Here is a 15,492-nt window from a genome sequence, read left to right as displayed (position 1 = left end):
GCCCGCACCGCCGGACAATCGGCGCCGGATAATGGCGACGTGCTTCAGGATGATGTCTGGATCGCGGGCCTCAAGCGGGACAGCCCCGGAAATGCGGGCCCCGGACAAATCGACGTGTCGGTCCAAGATCCGGCTATTGTCGTGTTGTGAACGCACGGCGGTCGTGGCAAGGGTCGCGGAGGGGACAACCTCGAACGTTCCCGTGGTTCGCGCCCATGCCTTCGCACAACTCCATCCCGTTCGAGGGCAACCTGCTCCTCGACGCCCTCGGCGCACGGGACCGCGCGCTCCTGGCCCCGCACCTGGTGCTGGCCGAGTGCCCGCGCGGAACGGTCCTGTTCGAGGTCGACGACGACGTCTCGCAGGTCACCTTCCCGCTCCACCGCACCATCGCCGCCCTGATCGTGCCGCTGCGCGGCGGCCGGACGGTCGAGACCGCCACCGTGGGCCATGAGGGCGCAATCGGCGGCGTGGTCAGCCAGGGCTACCTGCCCGCCTTCACCCGGTGCGTAGTCCAGATCGAAGGCGCGGTCCTGCGCATGGATGCGGACCGCCTGCGTGAGGCGAAGCGTGCATCGCCGACCCTCGACGACCTGTTCGTGCGTTACGCCGACTGCCTGCTCGCCCAGATCCTGCAGTCGGTCGCCTGCAACGCCGCCCACCCCATCGAGCAGCGGGTCGTCCGCTGGCTGCTGTCGTTGCAGGATCGGCTCGGGACGGACGCGCTGCCGGTAACCCAGAACATGCTCGCGAGCATGCTCGGCGTCGGCCGCAGCTACCTCACCGGCGTCCTCGGCACGCTGCAGGACCAGGGGCTGATCGTCGTCGGCCGGGGTCGCATACACCTGCTCGACCGAACACGCGCCGAGGCGGCCTGCTGCGAATGCCATGCCCGCGTCCGGCGCCATTTCATGTCCGTCATGGGCGCGGTCTCCACCCCGGACGGCGAGATCCTCGCGGTCGAGGCGACCGCGGTTTCGAGTGAGCCCTCCTCACGCTCCGAGAACTGTCCACCCGGCCCGCAGGAGGCGGCCCGATGAACGCGGCACTCTCGCCGGCCGCCGGGGTCTTTGACCGGGAGCGCCTCGGCGCGCTCGCGACCTACGGCATCCTCGATACGCCGCCTGAGCAGGGCTTCGACGACATCGCCGACCTCGCCGCCCTGGTCTGCGGCACGCCCGTCGCCCTGGTCAGCCTCGTCGCGGGCGAGCGCCAGTGGTTCAAGGCGAAGGCCGGATTCGAGCCGTGCCAGACACCGCTCGAACAGTCCGTCTGCGCTCACGCGCTCGCCGAACCCGACCTGCTGGTGATCCCGGACCTGACGAAGGATCCCCGCACCCGGGCCAACCCGCTGGTCACCGACGACCCCTTCATCCGCTTCTACGCGGGGGCGCCCCTGATAGCGCCGGGGGGCGAGTGCCTCGGCACCCTGTGCGTCATCGACCGGGAGCCGCGGCCGGAGGGCCTGACCCCGGCCCAGGCGTCCGCCCTGCGCAAGCTGGCGGGACAAGTCCTCGGGCAGATGGAGATGCGCAAGGCCCTGCGCTTACGGGACGAGGCCCTGGACGAGTACCGCGAGACCCTCGTGCGGCAGGAGGCCTTGATCGAGGCCCAGGCCGCCGTGAGCCGGGCGCGCGGCGACCTCGACGCGAGCTTCGACGCCCTTCTGGCCGGGGCCATGAAGGCCGTGCCCCGGGCTGAGGGCGGCGTCATCGCGATCCGCGAGGGCGACGCCCTGGTCTACCGGAGCGTGCGCGGCAACCTCGCCCCGCACGCGGGCGTGCGCATTCCAGTGGCCGGCAGCCTGTCCGGGCGGGCGTTCACCTCGGGCGAGGCCGTGTCCACCCCGGACGCCACGCTCGATCCGCGCGCCAAGCACGACATGCTGAAGACCCTTGGCACACGGGCAGCCCTGTGCGCGCCGGTCCTCAGGGGCGACACGACCATCGGCGTGCTCAAGCTGCAGGCGAGCCGCGCCAACGCGTTCACGAAGGGGGACCTCGACGCGGCGCGCCTGTTCGCCGGCACGGTCGCAGCCGGCCTGGCGGAGGCGGGCGAGGCCGAGGCGCGCCAGAGCGTCCGGGCCAGCCAGGACCGCTACAAGGCGGTGTTCAACAGCGCCATCGATTACGCCATCATCGTCATGGACCTCGACGGGCACGTGGAGGACTGGAACGAGGGCGCCACCCGCATCCTCGGCTGGGAGCCGGCTGAGATGGTCGAGCGGCCAGCCGACGTGTTCTTCACGCCCGAGGACCGGGCGAGCGGCATCGCCGCCAAGGAGATGCGGGCCGCGCTCGAACAGGGGCGCGGCATCGACGAGCGCTGGCACATCCGCAAGGACGGCACCCGCTTCTGGGCCAACGGCGAGATGATGGCGCTGCGCGACGAGGCGGGGGAGGCCATCGGCTTCCTCAAGATCCTGCGCGACCGCACAGAGCAGCGCGAGGCCGCCACGCGTCTCCAGGACAGCGAGGCCTTCCTGCGCGGCGTGCTCGATTCCTCCGCCGACTGCATCAAGGTGCTCGACCTGCAGGCCCGCCTCGGCTTCATGAACGAGGGCGGCCGGCGCGTCATGGAGGTCGACGACTTCGACGGGGTCGCCGGCAGCGACTGGACGGAGTTCTGGGAAGGTCGGGGCCGGGCAGACGCAAGGGCGGCCGTCGACGCGGCGCTCGCCGGCGGCATCGGTCGCTTCACAGGCCCCGCGTGCACGCTGAAGGGCACGCGCAAGTGGTGGGACGTGCAGGTCACGCCGATCCTCGGTGGCGACGGCGCGGTCTCGCGGCTGCTGGCCGTCTCGCGCGACATCACTTCTAGCCGGCGGGCCGAGGAGGCGCTCGCCGCCAGCGAGAGGCGCTATCGCGACCTCTACGACAGCATCGACGCGGGCTTCTGCGTCGCCGAGGTGAAGGCGAACCCGGACGAACGGCCGCTCGACTACCGCTTCCTAGAGGCGAACCCGGCCTTCGAGCGCCAGTCCGGGCTCAAGGACGTGCTCGGCCGGTGGATGCGCGAGCTCGCCGCGGACCATGAGGAGCACTGGTTCGAGATCTACGACCGGATCGCGCGCGGCGGCGCCCCTGAGCGGTTCGAGCAGGTCGCGAGCGCCCTCGGGAACCGCTGGTTCGAGGTCTACGCCTACCCGTTCGGCGAGCCCGGCTCGCATCAGGTCGCGATCCTGTTCAACGACATCACCGCGCGCAAGCGCACCGAGGACGCCCTGCGGGCGAGCGAGGCCAGCCAGCGCTCGATCCTGGAGACGGTGCCGGTCGGCATCCTGTTCGCCGAGGCACCATCCGGGCGCATCGTCGGCGGCAACTCCCGCATCGAGGAGATCCTCGGCCACCCGGTGCTGCCGTCCCCGGACGTCGACGCCTATCGCGAGTGGCGCGCGTTCCACGCCGACGGCCGGCCGGTCGAGCCCGGGGAGTACCCGCTCGCCCGGGTGATCCGCGGCGGCGAGGCGCGGGCCGAGTTACAGGCGCGCTATCGCCGCGATGACGGCACCGACGCGTGGATCGACATCGTCGCGGTCCCGGTGCCGGGACCGGACGGGTCGGTCGAGGGCGCGGTCGCGGCCGTCTCTGACATCGACGCGCGCAAGCGGGCCGAGGAGCAGCGCGACCTGCTCAACAACGAGCTCAGCCACCGCATGAAGAACCTGCTGGCGATGGTCCAGGCCATCGCCGCCAACACCCTGCGCGGGGCCACCGACGTCGAAGCCGCCAAGGAGGTACTCGCCGACCGCCTGGTCACCCTCGGCAAGGCTCACGACCTGCTGCTCGGGGGCGCGGTGGAGCATGCCGACATGGAACGGGTCGTCCGCGGCGGCGTCGGCCTCCAGGACGACGACAGCGGCCGGATCGGCTACCGCGGGCCGCGGGTCGAGATCGGCGGAAGAGCGGCGCTAGCCCTGGCCCTGATGGTGCACGAGCTCGCGACCAACGCGGCCAAGTACGGGGCCCTGTCGGTGCCGGGCGGCCGCGTCGACGTCGGCTGGACCCTAACCGAGGGGGCGCAGGACCCGTGCTCGTCATCTCCTGGATCGAACGGAACGGTCCGCCGGTCTCGCCGCCATCGCGCAAGGGGTTCGGATCACGGCTGATCGAGCGCGGCCTTGCGAACGCGGTCGATGGCAGGATCAGCCTGACCTACCCGCCCGAGGGCCTGCGCTGCGTTGTCGAGGCACCGCTGCGAAATTACCAGGCTGTGCTCTGACACCGCCTCGAAACGTCGGCTCGGGCTCGTCGCTGATGCCTCGCCGTCGTTCCAGGCCCGCGGACGTAACCGGATTTCACGCCGCCTCGGCGTGCATGCGTGCCGGATCGGCCCGCTCCGCGGAGCAGGTCCGGTTGCGCCCGGCTGCCTTGGCCTCGTAGAGGGCCGCGTCCGCCGCGCCGTACAGCGCCTCCGGCCACTCCCACGCCCCGCCGAGTTCCGTCGCCAAGCCGATGCTCACCGTGACCGTGCCCGCGGCGATGCCGGCCGTGGGCACGCCGAGTGCTGCCACCGACTGGTGCACCTTGCCGGCGACGCGCATCGCCCCGGCGTCGTCCGTGTCGGGGAGGAGCAGCACGAACTCCTCGCCGCCGACCCGGGCCACGAGGTCGTCCGGCCGGAGCACGCTCTCCGACAGGCACCGCGCCAGCCCCTTGAGCACCTCGTCGCCGACGGCGTGGCCGTAGCGGTCGTTGTAGCGCTTGAAGTGGTCGGTATCGGACGACGAGGAGCGACAGCGGCTTGCCCGTACGCCGGGCGCTCTTCCAGGCGCGCCCGTAGGTCTCCTCGAACCGGCGCCGGTTCGGCAGCCCGGTCAGGGGGTCGGTGAGCGACAGCCGGGCGAGCTCGGCCTGCATGGCTGCGCGGCGTCGCAGGTCGCGCCCGTACAGGAGCGACAGGAACACGGTCAGGCCGCAGAGCGCCAGCACGACGGCGCCGATGACGAGCGCCTTGGCGCGCCAGCCCGCCTCGATCTCGCGGGTCGAGAGCGCGACGTTGAGCACCAACGGCAGGTCGCCAACCTGGGTGAAGGCGTAGTGCCGCTCGACGCCGTCGCGCACCGAGGTGCCCACGAAGCTGCCGGAACGCTCGCGCAGGAACCGTTCGAAGGTCGGTGCCCCCGCGATGTTCACGCCGATGTCGGCCGCGTCGTAGGGGTGGCGCATCAGGCGCGTGCCGTCCCGCAGGTAGAGGTTGATCGCACCGTCCTCGTCCAGGCCGATCCGGTCGAAGAGGCGGCCGAAGAAGGAGAGCTTCAGCGTGGCCAGCACGATGCCGCCGAAGCTGCCGTCCGCCTTGTCGATGCGACGGCTCAGCACGACCATGCGGATGCCCGTCAGCCGGGAGACGAGCGGGCGGCTGATGTAGAGGCCGAGGTCGCCCCTCGCCTTGTGGGCCTGGAAGTAGTCCCGGTCGGCGTAGTTCACCTTGCGGGCGGGGGTTTGCGCGGCCTCGAAGAGGCTGCCGCCGTTCTCGTCGAGCACGAACATGGCGCCCATGTCGCGGGCGGTCGCGGCGCGGTCGAACAGGATGAGCTGCCGGAGCTCCGGGGATGCCTCCGCCACGCCCGGCGCCTTCAGGTTGTCGGCGACAGCGTGGAGCGTCAGGTCGATGATCTCGACGTTGCGGGCGATGTCGCGCTCGATGACCTGCAGCAGGTTCTGCGAGGTCTGCTCGGCCTTGTCCCAGGCGTCCCGCCGCAGGTCGAGCAGCATCATCCCGGACACCACGAGCATGCCGACGGGCGCCAGCACGCCGAGGGTGATCCAGGTGCGGGCGGAACGGAGCCGTCGCGCGAGGCGGGGCGGCAGGACCATCGGCGGGGTCTCCCAAGCGGGCTTCTCGTCGCTTGGTTTCTCGCACCCGAAGGCCTTACGGGCGCCTTCGACGGGTCTTGTCCCAGGGCCCTTAACCGAAACGTCCCTAACGGGGCATTCACGCGATCCACGAAACGTGCGCGCAAAGCACCCGGCCTGGGCCGAAGGCCGCCGGCAACGCCTTGGCGCTCCTTCGCGTTGTAGGACGCGCCGACCCCCTGGGAGCTCTCATGCTGAACCCTTTCTGTGCCGCGTTCCTGCTCGCCGTCGAGGCGCAGAGGGTCATCGAGTTGCGGTTGGTCCGCATTGCCTGGGGCGGGGCCGAGGCTCAGGCCGAGATGGTCTCGATGGTCGGCGAGAAGGTTGTCGCCGCGATGGAGGCCGCCGACACCTTGATGGCGGGCGGCTCCCACGACCAGGTCGTGGCGCGCTACCGGGAGCTGGTCGCCGCCAACGTCCGGCGCCTCGCGGCCTGAGCCGGCGGAAGCGCCGGGTCGGGGCCAAGCCGGTCGAGTGCCGCATCCTCGACATGCCGGACGGGCGCTTCGCGGTCATGGCGTTGCTCGCATCCGGAAAGGTCTTCCGCCGCGTCGGCCTGGCGACGCTGGCCGAGGCGGAGGAGAGCGCGGAGGTCCTTCGCGCGATCATGGCCGCCTGCGGGGCCTCGGTCGCCGTGACGGTGTCGCTCCGGCTCGGATCGCCGGCCGCGGCTTCGGCCGACCTGCCCGTCGGCCGGTAGGCGCCTCGGCGGTCCCGCCCACCGGCGTTGGCGGTCCGGGGCTGCTGTGCGCCGGCCCGCGGCGGCCTCACCCCGACTTGGTCATGCAGCCGCATCCCGCCTTCGCCGCAGCAGGATCGGATAAACGTGCCAGAGGCCCGTCAGCAGGCAGAGCGTCACAAGCGCCGAGGCCACGCCCGCGGCGTCAGACGCGATCACCTTCGCGACGGCCACGCCGAGGTCGGCCGAGATGCCGAGCGCCAGGGTGACGCTCGCGGCGAGAAGGAAGCGGCTGCCCAGGGCGTGGAACTCGGGCGTGTCCTCGCCCGCGTAGACGATGCGGTGGAAGGCCGCCGGCGCCATCAGCCAGATCACCGTCAGCGCCAGAAGGCCCAGCGCGATCAGATGTACGAGCTTTGAGGCGAACGGCACCTTCTCGAACGCCTCCGAGAAGGTGATGACCAGCTGGAAGCCGAGGAGCGCCTGGGCGCCGGGCAGCACCACGCGCGCCTCGGTCAGCATCTGCTCGATCTTGGTCTCCAACGAGGTGTGCTCGTGCTCGGGTTCGCGGCTGGTCATGGTGCGCTCCCGTTGTCCGGCATTCCGTGCCTTCAACGCCTCCAACCCGTACCAGAACAGGAGGGCGAGGCCGCAGGCGATGAGACCGGCCGCGACGCCGGGGCCGAGCCCCAGCACCGGCCCGACGGCCAGGTACAGGTCCGCCCCGAGCGCCAGGGCGAAGGGCCCGAGTGCGAGGCCGGCGCAGCGCCCGATCACGCCGAGCAGGCGCTTGGTGTCCCGCCCGTCATCGACCACGCGGTGCTGGAGCGAGGGGGTGATCAGTAGCGCGATGGTCAGGGTAATGAGGGCAAGCGCCGCAACCCAGATCACGCGGTCATGGAATGGCAGGCGCTCGAAGGTTGGGCGGAAGGCGCCCTGGAACTGGAAGCCCAGCAGGATCTCCGAGCCGAGGATGAGGATGCGGGTCTCGCCGAGACCGACCTTCACCTTCTTCGACAAGGACATACGCCACACAGGTCCCAAACGGTCGGGAACCTGCAACGGCGTGATAGCCGGCTACGTTCCTCCGTGCGGACGATGACCGCGCCGAAGCGCGGCGTGACGCGCCTGGGCCGGGCGACGTGGCGAGGCGCCGGAGGAGCGCTTCCCCGGTGGCAACACCGGCCCCGCGAAGGTCACGAGGCGGGCCATGGCGAGCTGTTCGGGCTCCTCAGGCAGGCTCAACCCCGTGCCAGGACGATCCGAAGCTGCTTAGCGAGTTCATCCCGCTGGTAGGGCTTGCTCAGGAGCGGCAGGTCGGCCGGCACGCCGTGGTCGTCAAGCGCCGTGCCCGTGTAGCCGGAGGTGAGCAGCACCCGCAGCCCGGGCCGGAGACGCCGCGCCTCGACCGTGAGCTGCACGCCGTTCATGCCGCCGGGCATGACCACGTCCGAGAACAGGATGTCGATCCGCTCCGGGCCGCCAAGGCGCTCCAAGGCCTCCGAGGCCCGCGTCGCGGTGAGTGTCCGGTAGCCGAGCTCGCCCAGGCTCTCGACCGCCATCTCAAGCACCGCCGCCTCGTCCTCGACCACCAGCACCACCTCGCCGGAAGCCGCGCGCCGCAGCGGCAGCGTGCTGTCCGGGTGGCTTTCCAGCACCTTCTCGGCCGAGCGGGGCAGGTAGATCTCGACGGAGGTGCCGCAACCGACGTCGCTCTTGATTTGGGCGTGCCCCCCGGCTTGGCGCACGAAGCCGTAGACCTGGCTGAGGCCGAGCCCTGTGCCCTTGCCGATGTCCTTGGTCGTGAAGAACGGCTCGAAGGCGTGGGCCATCGTTGCCGCGTCCATGCCGTGGCCGATGTCCGTGACCGCGACGAGCACGTAGGCCCCCGGCCTCAGGTCGGGCCGGTCGGCGACCTCGGACGCGTTGAGGTGCGCGTTGCAGGTTCTGACGGTGAGCGTACCGCCGCCGGGCATGGCGTCACGCGCGTTGACGGCGAGGTTCAGCACCGCGCTCTCGAACTGCCCCGGGTCGAGCCGCACGGGATCGAGGCTCGCGTCGAGTTCGAGGCGGACCTCGACGGTCTCTCCGACCGCCCGCCGCAGCAGGGCGTGGAAGTCCTTGAGCAGGCGGTTCGGGTTGACCGTCTCCGGCCTCAGCACCTGGCGGCGGGAGAACGATAGCAGCTTCTCGGTGACCTCGGCCCCGCGCTTGGCCGCGGTCATCGCCGAGGCCGCCAGCCGCTCCACGCGCTGCGGGTTGTCGGGCTTGCGCACGATCATGTCGAGGTTGCCCACGATGATGGTGAGCAGGTTGTTGAAGTCGTGCGCGACGCCGCCGGTGAGCTGGCCGATGGCCTCCATCTTCTGCGCCTGGTTCAGGCGCTCCTCGGCCTCGCGCTGCTGCGTCGTGTCCACGACGACGCCGGCAATCGTCCGGACCCCGCCAGCCCCGTCGAGATAAGCCTTACCGCGCAGCGCGATCCAGCGAGTGACGTCGTCGCCGGCCCGCTTGATCCGGCAGTGCAGGTCTATGCGCTCCTTGCCGTTCGCCCCTTCGAGGGCGGCGCGGGCCATGGCGCGGTCCTCCGGCACGACATGCTGGAGGAAGGTCCCGACGTCCCACCGCCCCACCGGCTCGTGGTAGCCGAAGATCGCATCGTGCCGCGGGGTGCGGCGCGAGGCGCCGGTGCGCAGGTCGAGCTCCCAGTCGCCCATCTCTGCGGCCTCAAGCGCCAGGGCGAGGTTGTCGCGCGCCAATTGCAGCTCCGCCCGCCGGGTTTCTCGCTCGTCGGCCGCGGCCTCGGCGCGGGCGTAGAGGAAGTCGACCTCGCGTAGATAGACGCCGAGCAGGATGAAGCCTGCGATGAGCGCTTCCAGGCGGCCAGCGAACCAGCCGACCGTGCCGCGGGCGGCGCCCGGCAGGGTGACCATGTTGTCGAAGAGTAGGAGGAGCAGGGAGACGGCCAGCCAGAGCTGCAGGACGCTGCGCAGGCGGGTTGTCCAGCACAGGACCGCGAGGGCCAGCACAGTCAGAGCGACGACGGCCGGGCCGACGCCCGAGGTGGTCAGCAGCCAGTAGTCATCGCCGTCCACGCACTTCGGCAGGAGGTGGATGTAGCGGGTCACTGCCACAGCCGTCAGCGCGGCGGTCGCCGCGGTCCCGGCAAGCGCGAGGAGGCCGACTGGGCCGACGCGCGACGGTGGCACCGTCCGGTCACGCCCGTCGCCTTCCATGATGGCGTAGGGTAGCGCGAAGAGCGGCGGGCCGAGATGCCAGAAGGTCCAGAGCCAGGTCGTGGTGTCGGGACCGGAACCGAGAATGCGTCCCTGCGCGAGGACGTTCGGGAATGACAGCATCTGCAGGAGCACGGCCAGCGTCACGTAGAGGCTGCCGGTCCCGAGCACGAGCAGCGACGCGGAATGGGTGCGGCGGTACTGGGTGAGGAAGAGGTAGGTGGTCAGGCCGTAGACGACGGTCAGGGCCGATTGGTAGACCGACACGAAGCCCGGCATCGGCGGCATGGGCCGGCTCGCGAACGGGAGCAGCGCGAGCGTGACCGCGCCGAAGGCGAGGCTGACGAGGCCGGCGAGCCGGCGCTGGGTCCTACCGGCCCGGGCGGTGGCAAGGGTTGCGAGCGCGGGGACCGCGGCGGCCATGCCCATCGTGTGCTCCGTGACGAAGCGCGCTGGCTGACCGTGCCGGTAAGTCGCTCGCGAAGCCGAGGATTACCATGGCGCATGAAGCTGCGCCATTTCACTTCAGCCGAGTGCCACCCGCGACCTCTCGTCCCGCTCGCCTCCGGCGACGGTCCGCCCGGGGTCGTCCCTGTTCGTGTCGGCGGCCTGGACCGCCCGGCCGCGTCGCCGGACGGCGCCGACTGGGATGCCTGACGCGAAGACGCCCCACGCCCGGCCGCAGCGGGAACGGGGCGCCGGTACTCGATCTTGCCCTTCCTCTATTGGGCCTTGGGATTGCGGCTCGGCGATGGGGCAGGCTTCCGGAATCGTCTCGATAATCGTCGTATCCATGACGCCGGCCAAGGCACTCTCGCCTTGATCTCCGCCGAAAATCCTCTCGTTTATCGTCTCACGGCGGCCAGGATGCCGCCGTGACGGCCATGCAACCGCCGTCGAGGCGCGGTCGTCCCCGGTACCGCCGGATTCGCGCCGAAGCGGGACCGAAGCACGAAGTTCGAGATGCGCTCGCCACGTTACGCCACCAGGATCGGCGAGGTGTCGACGGTGGCGGCGGCCTAGCTCTGGCCCCGTCGGCACAGGGCGGAGGATTCGGTCTTGGGTGACCTTGCTGGCAGTGCCTGCCGGCGCGATCACCACACGCCCTTCAGGGCCTTCACCCGATGATAGCCGCTGCGCCTACCCCTTCCCGCTGACCGAGGAGCGCCGCACCCATCGCCTAGCCTCCGTCGAACTCCGGAGGCCGACATGCCCAGGACCCTTTTCTCGGCCGACAGCCACTACGGCCACCGCTCGATCCTCAGCGCGACCGGGTGGACTTCGGTCGGGCGCAGGCCCCCTTCGCACCCGAGTAGGTGACGGGGCCGCCCAGACGGCCCATCCCGGTCCGCCTCGTGGAATTGTGGGCGGCCGGTGATGAAGTGGCGCATGTCGGGTGGGCGTTGCCGTAAGCACGACCTTGCGCCGCCCGCCCCGGCGCATGCTAAGGCACCGGCTATCCTACCGGAAAGCAGGACATGGACGTCAGCGACAACGCGGCTTCGGCCATCGCGCCGGAGCAGGGCGGAGGCATGGCCGAGGAACTCGCCTACCGGCTGCGCCAGCAGCAGCTCACCGCCGAGTTCGGGCACTTCGCCCTGCGGACGCACGACATCGCCGCCCTGCTGCAGGAGGCGACGCGGGTGTGCGCGCTCGGGCTGCAGAGCGAGTTCTGCAAGGCCATGGAGTACCTGCCGGACGAGCGGCAGTTCATCGTGCGAGCGGGCGTCGGTTGGAAGCCCGGCGTGGTCGGGCATGCCAGGACCGGGGCTGACCTGGAGAGCCCCACCGGCTACGCGTTCCAGACCGGCGAGCCCGTCATCTCGAACCACCTGGAGGGAGAGACCCGCTTTCGCACGCCGGACATCCTGGCCGAGCACGGGATCAAGCGCGCCATCAACGTGCTGATCCAGGGGGAAGGCACGAGGTTCGGCGTGCTGGAGGTGGACAGCCCGACCGAGGGCCGGTTCACGGACGCCGACCTCGCATTCCTGCAGGGCTTCGCCAACCTGCTCGGCGTCGCCATCGAGCGGCAACAGGCTGAGGAGGCGCTGCGGGCGAGCCGTGCCGAGACCCGAGCGAGCGAGACGCTGCTCCAGGGGGCTTTGGCGCACCAGGAGGTGCTGACGCGCGAGATCAGCCACCGGGTCAAGAACAGCCTCGCCATCGTCGCCGGCCTGCTCAGCATGCAGGGCCGAGCGGCCGCCGATCCAGCCCTGCGGCAGGCGCTCGACGATGCGCGGGCGCGCGTGCAAACCATCGCCAGCGTGCACGACCGGCTCTGGCGCACGGACGAGATCCACGCTGTGAACCTCGCCGAGTTCATGGGCGAGCTCTGCGAGCAACTCCGCTCGTCGGCCAAGCCGGGCCAGACCCTGACCTGCGACTTCGCCCCGGTCACGGTCGCGACCGACCAGGCCGTGCCGCTCGGGCTGCTCGCCAACGAGCTCGTCACCAACGCCTTCAAGTACGCCTACCCCGGCGGCGAAGGCGACGTGCGGATCTCGGTCGTGTCCGGCGAGGCGGGGCAGCTTCGCATGATGGTCTGCGACCAGGGCAAGGGATTGCCGCCAGACTTCGACGCTTCCAGATCGAGGAGCCTCGGCATGAAGCTGATCGCGACGCTTGGGCGCCAACTCGGTGGGCAAGCAGAGTGGCAGGGTGCCGAGCCGGGCACCCGGTTCGTGCTCGACTTCCGCCCGCAGCATGGCGCCGACCGGGAGAGGTGAGCCTGACGCCGCCGGCCACTATTGGAACAAGCGCGCGATCTCGAAGTGGCGCCGTTTCAGGTGCAGTTCGATCAACTCGAACAGGCCGCCCCGATTGCGGGCGCGCCGCTCCGGCAAAGCGAGCTCGCGAAGCAAGGCATCCATCGCGGCCCGACGTGCTCGGTAGCCCTCGTGTTCGCCGAGGTAGGCGTCCACGACCTGTTCGGCCCTGATGATGGTGCCGGGCTTGTAGGAAGCCGAGAGCGTCAGGATTGAGCGCACCGTCTCGCCGAGCCGATCCATGCCGATGGAAGCGCCATGCGGCGTGCACCGTTCCCGCGAACGGTCCCGTGACACCCCATCGGCGTTCGGGCCGACGAGAGGGGGGTCGCACGCGCAGGAGCTGTATCCGGCAGCGTGATGGCCGGACACGCTTCAGGATAGGCGCGCCTCCGCTCGGCAAGCGCGAGCTTTCAAGGCCGAGGCCGATGCGTCCACTTGGTGGGCTCCTTGTGCCGGTCCGACTAGGCTCCGCCGACCATCTGGAAGCGAAGGCCGATACGTTCCAGGACCCGGGGCGCGTCCGGCTCCCGCGCCTGGACGCCGGCGAGGCAGCAGTCCCGCACCGACAAGAGCACGGCCAGCACGTCCTGGGACGGGGCCTCGCCCCAGGCGCCGGAAACCGAGATCTCGACCCTGTCGTACGGACGCGTCGCCGGGCCGGCAGGCGTGTTCACGGGCGAACTCACCACCGCGGGGTCAGGCGGCGGCGGACGCCGCGGTCGACCTTCAGGCCGTCCTTCCTGAACTCGATCCGCCGCTTACCGTCCTCCTCGACGACGTGCAGCCAGCCCGGGACCCGCGAGGTCAGCACCGCCCCGGAGGCGTCCTTCCGCTTCTTCTCCCAGGCATCCCCGACGCGCTTGGCCTTCGTCGTGCTCTCGTCGTTCGCCCGCATCATCACCATCATGGCGCCGAACAGTGCGCCCGGCTCCTTGTTGATGAGCTCCCGCGAATAGGTCCGCCCGTCGACCAGGGTGACGATGGTGATGCCGGCCGTGAGCACCTTGGTGAACTCGCTCACCACGTCGAGGATCTGGTCGCGGCCGAAGCGGTCCAGGCTCTCGAAGATCAGGAAGGAGCCCTGCTCCACCTGCCCCTTCCGCATGAGGTCGAGGAACTTTCCGAGGGCGCCTTGATCCGGTTGAGGCCCCGGAAGGAGCTGACGCCGAGATCCTGGATGCTCTCGTCGATGACCATGCCGTGATCGGCGGCCCACTTGTCGGCGGCCTCGCTCTGGCGCCGCAAGCTGTCGCCCCGCAACTGCTCGGGGCGCGAGAACCGGATGTAGCTGTAACACTTGGGCATCAAGCGTCCGGGAGCGCGGAGGCCCGGCGGTCGACGCGGCGCTCCTGGTTCAGCGGGTAGGATGCGGCGCGGTCGCTATCATCGCGTGAATGCCTCGTACTTCCGAGGACCGGCACATGGGCATGCGCGGGGGTTGGCCAAGGAGCGACTGGCGGTTGTCCCCAGTTCTTTCAGAAGCACCCTTGGACGGGGCAGCCACTGGCCGGGCACCTCCCGCTTAATAGGCCCCATCACCAGAATGTCGTGGCCGCCGGCTTGACCGATGTCCGCTTCGGAGATGCACACGAGGGCCATCTAGTGACTGGAATGGGCGCGAAGCCGAACGTCCGGTCCTGCGCGCGCTGGCGATCCGGCGTGACGCGGATTGGCCGTAAGCGGCTTGTCCGCTTCGGAGCGCTGCTGCCGGAAAAGCGGACGGCCTTCTCACGACCCATGTCGGGCGTCCCGAAGCCATTCCGAGCTACCAGAAAGCCGCCATACGCCGGCTGTCCGGCAACTTCGGCCCTGGGTGGAGAACAGCCTGTCATCGGGTTGCGCAGAACACGATCGCGCGAATCCGGCCCTCAATCGGGCCCTCCCCGAAGCGCTTTGCCAGCGCCCCTGCAACGCGCTGCGTCGCCTCCTCAAGACGGGCGGCGTCACGTGCCTCGATCTCACTTCGCAAGGGTGTGCCCTGACAAAAGGCCAAGGCCGGCTCGTGAGCCGTTTCGCTCCTGCTGACGTGGCTCACCACCTTAGACGTGACATCGGCAAAGCCGGCGGCCTTCAGATCCTCGATGATGCGAGCGGTGTCGCAGTAGCCGTGCGGCGTGCGCGCGAGGAAGCGAGGCGGGTCGTCAGGAAACATTTCGGCGAGAGCTCGCGTCACGGCGTCGGGGAACTCGTTCGCACCGATCTTGTCCCATACGCTGAGCAGATAGCAGCCCGAGGGTTTTAGGACGCGCCAAGCTTCCCTAAACCCTTGATGCTTATCGGGGAAGAACATGGCCCCGAACTGGCAAATCACCGCGTCGAACGTCTCGTCGGCGAAAGGCAGGGCCAAGGCGTCGGCCTGCCGCCATTCGACGGGTCTGTCGCAAGGGACGTGGGTACGCGCGACGTCAAGCATGGCCGCGTTGAGGTCGGTGGCCACCAAGCGGGTCGCGGCGGGCAGCACTGTCGCGAGCGCTCGGGTAACGACGCCAGTGCCAGCGGCGGTCTCCAAGACGCTGCCGGGCTTCAGCCGGCGCACCTCCTCGGCCAAGTCTCCGGCGTAAGGCTCGAAGGCCAGCGGAACGAGGTGACGTTGGTACAGCTGGGGGATCGATCCCGTGAATGATCTGTCCGTCGCCGCCATTCGGACGCTCCCAACTGCGGGGAGAACATAAAATGCGACTAATGTCGAAACCTCGCAAGCAGACGTTGTGCAGTGCGCCCATAGGTCGAAGCGGGCGCGATGGTGGCGTCTGCTTATACGAGCCCTGGCTTAGAAGCAGACCGTCGCAATACCAACCCAAGCGGCTATTCCGGAGACAACCCACCGCGATCGTGCAGCCATCCAACGGCGCTTCCCAGAAACGGCCGCCCTCCAGTCATATGGAAACTTCGGCTGGCGTCGAGAACGAGCATATTTGAAACATCGATGGTGTTATCTGGCTCGATCA

At 69.9% G+C, this 15,492-nt stretch carries 12 protein-coding genes and 2 pseudogenes; 6 read left to right on the top strand and 8 right to left on the bottom strand.

Annotated features, from left to right (window positions below):
• Positions 1 to 215 precede the first annotated feature (215 nt).
• Both M6G65_RS21545 and M6G65_RS21540 read left to right on the top strand, forming a co-directional pair.
• The gene (locus M6G65_RS21545) at positions 216 to 1,040 is read left to right on the top strand and encodes a Crp/Fnr family transcriptional regulator (protein WP_238196192.1); all 825 of its coding nucleotides are present in this window, start codon (positions 216 to 218) and stop codon (positions 1,038 to 1,040) included.
• On the top strand, positions 1,037 to 4,108 hold the full coding sequence (locus tag M6G65_RS21540) for a PAS domain S-box protein (RefSeq protein ID WP_250102863.1): 3,072 nt from the start codon (positions 1,037 to 1,039) through the stop codon (positions 4,106 to 4,108). Before M6G65_RS21545 ends, M6G65_RS21540 begins: the two co-directional genes overlap by 4 nt.
• Before the next feature lie 189 nt (positions 4,109 to 4,297).
• Here the strand turns inward: M6G65_RS21540 and M6G65_RS21535 are convergent.
• A pseudogene (locus tag M6G65_RS21535) lies at positions 4,298 to 5,819 on the bottom strand (sensor domain-containing diguanylate cyclase).
• A gap of 230 nt (positions 5,820 to 6,049) precedes the next feature.
• On the opposite strand from M6G65_RS21535, the gene M6G65_RS21530 reads away from it, so the two are divergent.
• A complete protein-coding gene (locus M6G65_RS21530; protein ID WP_238196195.1) occupies positions 6,050 to 6,295 on the top strand; it encodes a hypothetical protein in 246 nt (81 codons plus the stop codon).
• 53 nt (positions 6,296 to 6,348) lie between these two features.
• The gene (locus M6G65_RS21525) at positions 6,349 to 6,558 is read left to right on the top strand and encodes a hypothetical protein (protein WP_238196196.1); all 210 of its coding nucleotides are present in this window, start codon (positions 6,349 to 6,351) and stop codon (positions 6,556 to 6,558) included.
• An 81-nt stretch (positions 6,559 to 6,639) separates the two neighbouring features.
• Here M6G65_RS21525 and M6G65_RS21520 read toward each other — a convergent pair whose 3' ends face one another.
• Together M6G65_RS21520 and M6G65_RS21515 are read right to left on the bottom strand one after the other, a co-directional pair.
• A complete protein-coding gene (locus M6G65_RS21520) occupies positions 6,640 to 7,563 on the bottom strand; it encodes a DUF6328 family protein (protein ID WP_250102862.1) in 924 nt (307 codons plus the stop codon).
• Between the two features lie 215 nt (positions 7,564 to 7,778).
• A complete protein-coding gene (locus M6G65_RS21515; RefSeq protein ID WP_238196198.1) occupies positions 7,779 to 10,202 on the bottom strand; it encodes an MASE4 domain-containing protein in 2,424 nt (807 codons plus the stop codon).
• A gap of 456 nt (positions 10,203 to 10,658) precedes the next feature.
• Between M6G65_RS21515 and M6G65_RS21510 the strand changes: the two are divergent.
• Together M6G65_RS21510 and M6G65_RS21505 are read left to right on the top strand one after the other, a co-directional pair.
• Positions 10,659 to 10,796: pseudogene (locus tag M6G65_RS21510) on the top strand (DUF4113 domain-containing protein); the annotation flags it as partial.
• Between the two features lie 455 nt (positions 10,797 to 11,251).
• On the top strand, positions 11,252 to 12,502 hold the full coding sequence (locus tag M6G65_RS21505) for a sensor histidine kinase (protein ID WP_250102861.1): 1,251 nt from the start codon (positions 11,252 to 11,254) through the stop codon (positions 12,500 to 12,502).
• An 18-nt stretch (positions 12,503 to 12,520) separates the two neighbouring features.
• Here M6G65_RS21505 and M6G65_RS21500 read toward each other — a convergent pair whose 3' ends face one another.
• From M6G65_RS21500 to M6G65_RS21485, 5 genes are all read right to left on the bottom strand, one after another.
• The gene (locus M6G65_RS21500) at positions 12,521 to 12,784 is read right to left on the bottom strand and encodes a hypothetical protein (protein WP_250102860.1); all 264 of its coding nucleotides are present in this window, start codon (positions 12,782 to 12,784) and stop codon (positions 12,521 to 12,523) included.
• Positions 12,785 to 13,005: 221 nt separating this feature from the next.
• Positions 13,006 to 13,218, bottom strand: a complete 213-nt coding sequence (locus M6G65_RS21495) for a hypothetical protein (RefSeq protein ID WP_238196201.1) — start codon at positions 13,216 to 13,218, stop codon at positions 13,006 to 13,008.
• 8 nt (positions 13,219 to 13,226) lie between these two features.
• Positions 13,227 to 13,634, bottom strand: coding sequence for a recombinase family protein (locus tag M6G65_RS21490; protein WP_284042355.1), 408 nt, complete (start codon positions 13,632 to 13,634; stop codon positions 13,227 to 13,229).
• Positions 13,613 to 13,849 (bottom strand): recombinase family protein, encoded by a 237-nt coding sequence (locus M6G65_RS33535; RefSeq protein WP_283214844.1) that lies wholly within the window; start codon positions 13,847 to 13,849, stop codon positions 13,613 to 13,615. The genes M6G65_RS21490 and M6G65_RS33535 overlap by 22 nt, the downstream gene beginning before the upstream one ends.
• A gap of 523 nt (positions 13,850 to 14,372) precedes the next feature.
• Entirely contained in the window at positions 14,373 to 15,185 is an 813-nt protein-coding gene (locus M6G65_RS21485; protein WP_238196202.1) for a class I SAM-dependent methyltransferase, read from the bottom strand.
• Positions 15,186 to 15,492 lie beyond the last annotated feature (307 nt).

This window comes from Methylobacterium tardum (assembly GCF_023546765.1).
In the GTDB taxonomy this organism is placed as follows: Bacteria; Pseudomonadota; Alphaproteobacteria; order Rhizobiales; family Beijerinckiaceae; genus Methylobacterium; species Methylobacterium tardum.
The sequence above is the reverse complement of the archived record's forward strand: the minus strand, read 5'-3'. Positions and strand labels throughout refer to the sequence as shown.

Excerpts from the sequence above, each read along its gene's own strand:
- M6G65_RS21545 (WP_238196192.1), top strand. The coding sequence starts at position 216 with ATGCCTTCGCACAACTCCATCCCGTTCGAGGGCAACCTGCTCCTCGAC.
- M6G65_RS21540 (WP_250102863.1), top strand. The coding sequence starts at position 1,037 with ATGAACGCGGCACTCTCGCCGGCCGCCGGGGTCTTTGACCGGGAGCGC.
- M6G65_RS21530 (WP_238196195.1), top strand. The coding sequence starts at position 6,050 with ATGCTGAACCCTTTCTGTGCCGCGTTCCTGCTCGCCGTCGAGGCGCAG.
- M6G65_RS21525 (WP_238196196.1), top strand. The coding sequence starts at position 6,349 with ATGCCGGACGGGCGCTTCGCGGTCATGGCGTTGCTCGCATCCGGAAAG.
- M6G65_RS21520 (WP_250102862.1), bottom strand. The coding sequence starts at position 7,563 with ATGTCCTTGTCGAAGAAGGTGAAGGTCGGTCTCGGCGAGACCCGCATC.
- M6G65_RS21515 (WP_238196198.1), bottom strand. The coding sequence starts at position 10,202 with ATGGGCATGGCCGCCGCGGTCCCCGCGCTCGCAACCCTTGCCACCGCC.
- M6G65_RS21505 (WP_250102861.1), top strand. The coding sequence starts at position 11,252 with ATGGACGTCAGCGACAACGCGGCTTCGGCCATCGCGCCGGAGCAGGGC.
- M6G65_RS21500 (WP_250102860.1), bottom strand. The coding sequence starts at position 12,784 with ATGGATCGGCTCGGCGAGACGGTGCGCTCAATCCTGACGCTCTCGGCT.
- M6G65_RS33535 (WP_283214844.1), bottom strand. The coding sequence starts at position 13,849 with ATGCCCAAGTGTTACAGCTACATCCGGTTCTCGCGCCCCGAGCAGTTG.
- M6G65_RS21485 (WP_238196202.1), bottom strand. The coding sequence starts at position 15,185 with ATGGCGGCGACGGACAGATCATTCACGGGATCGATCCCCCAGCTGTAC.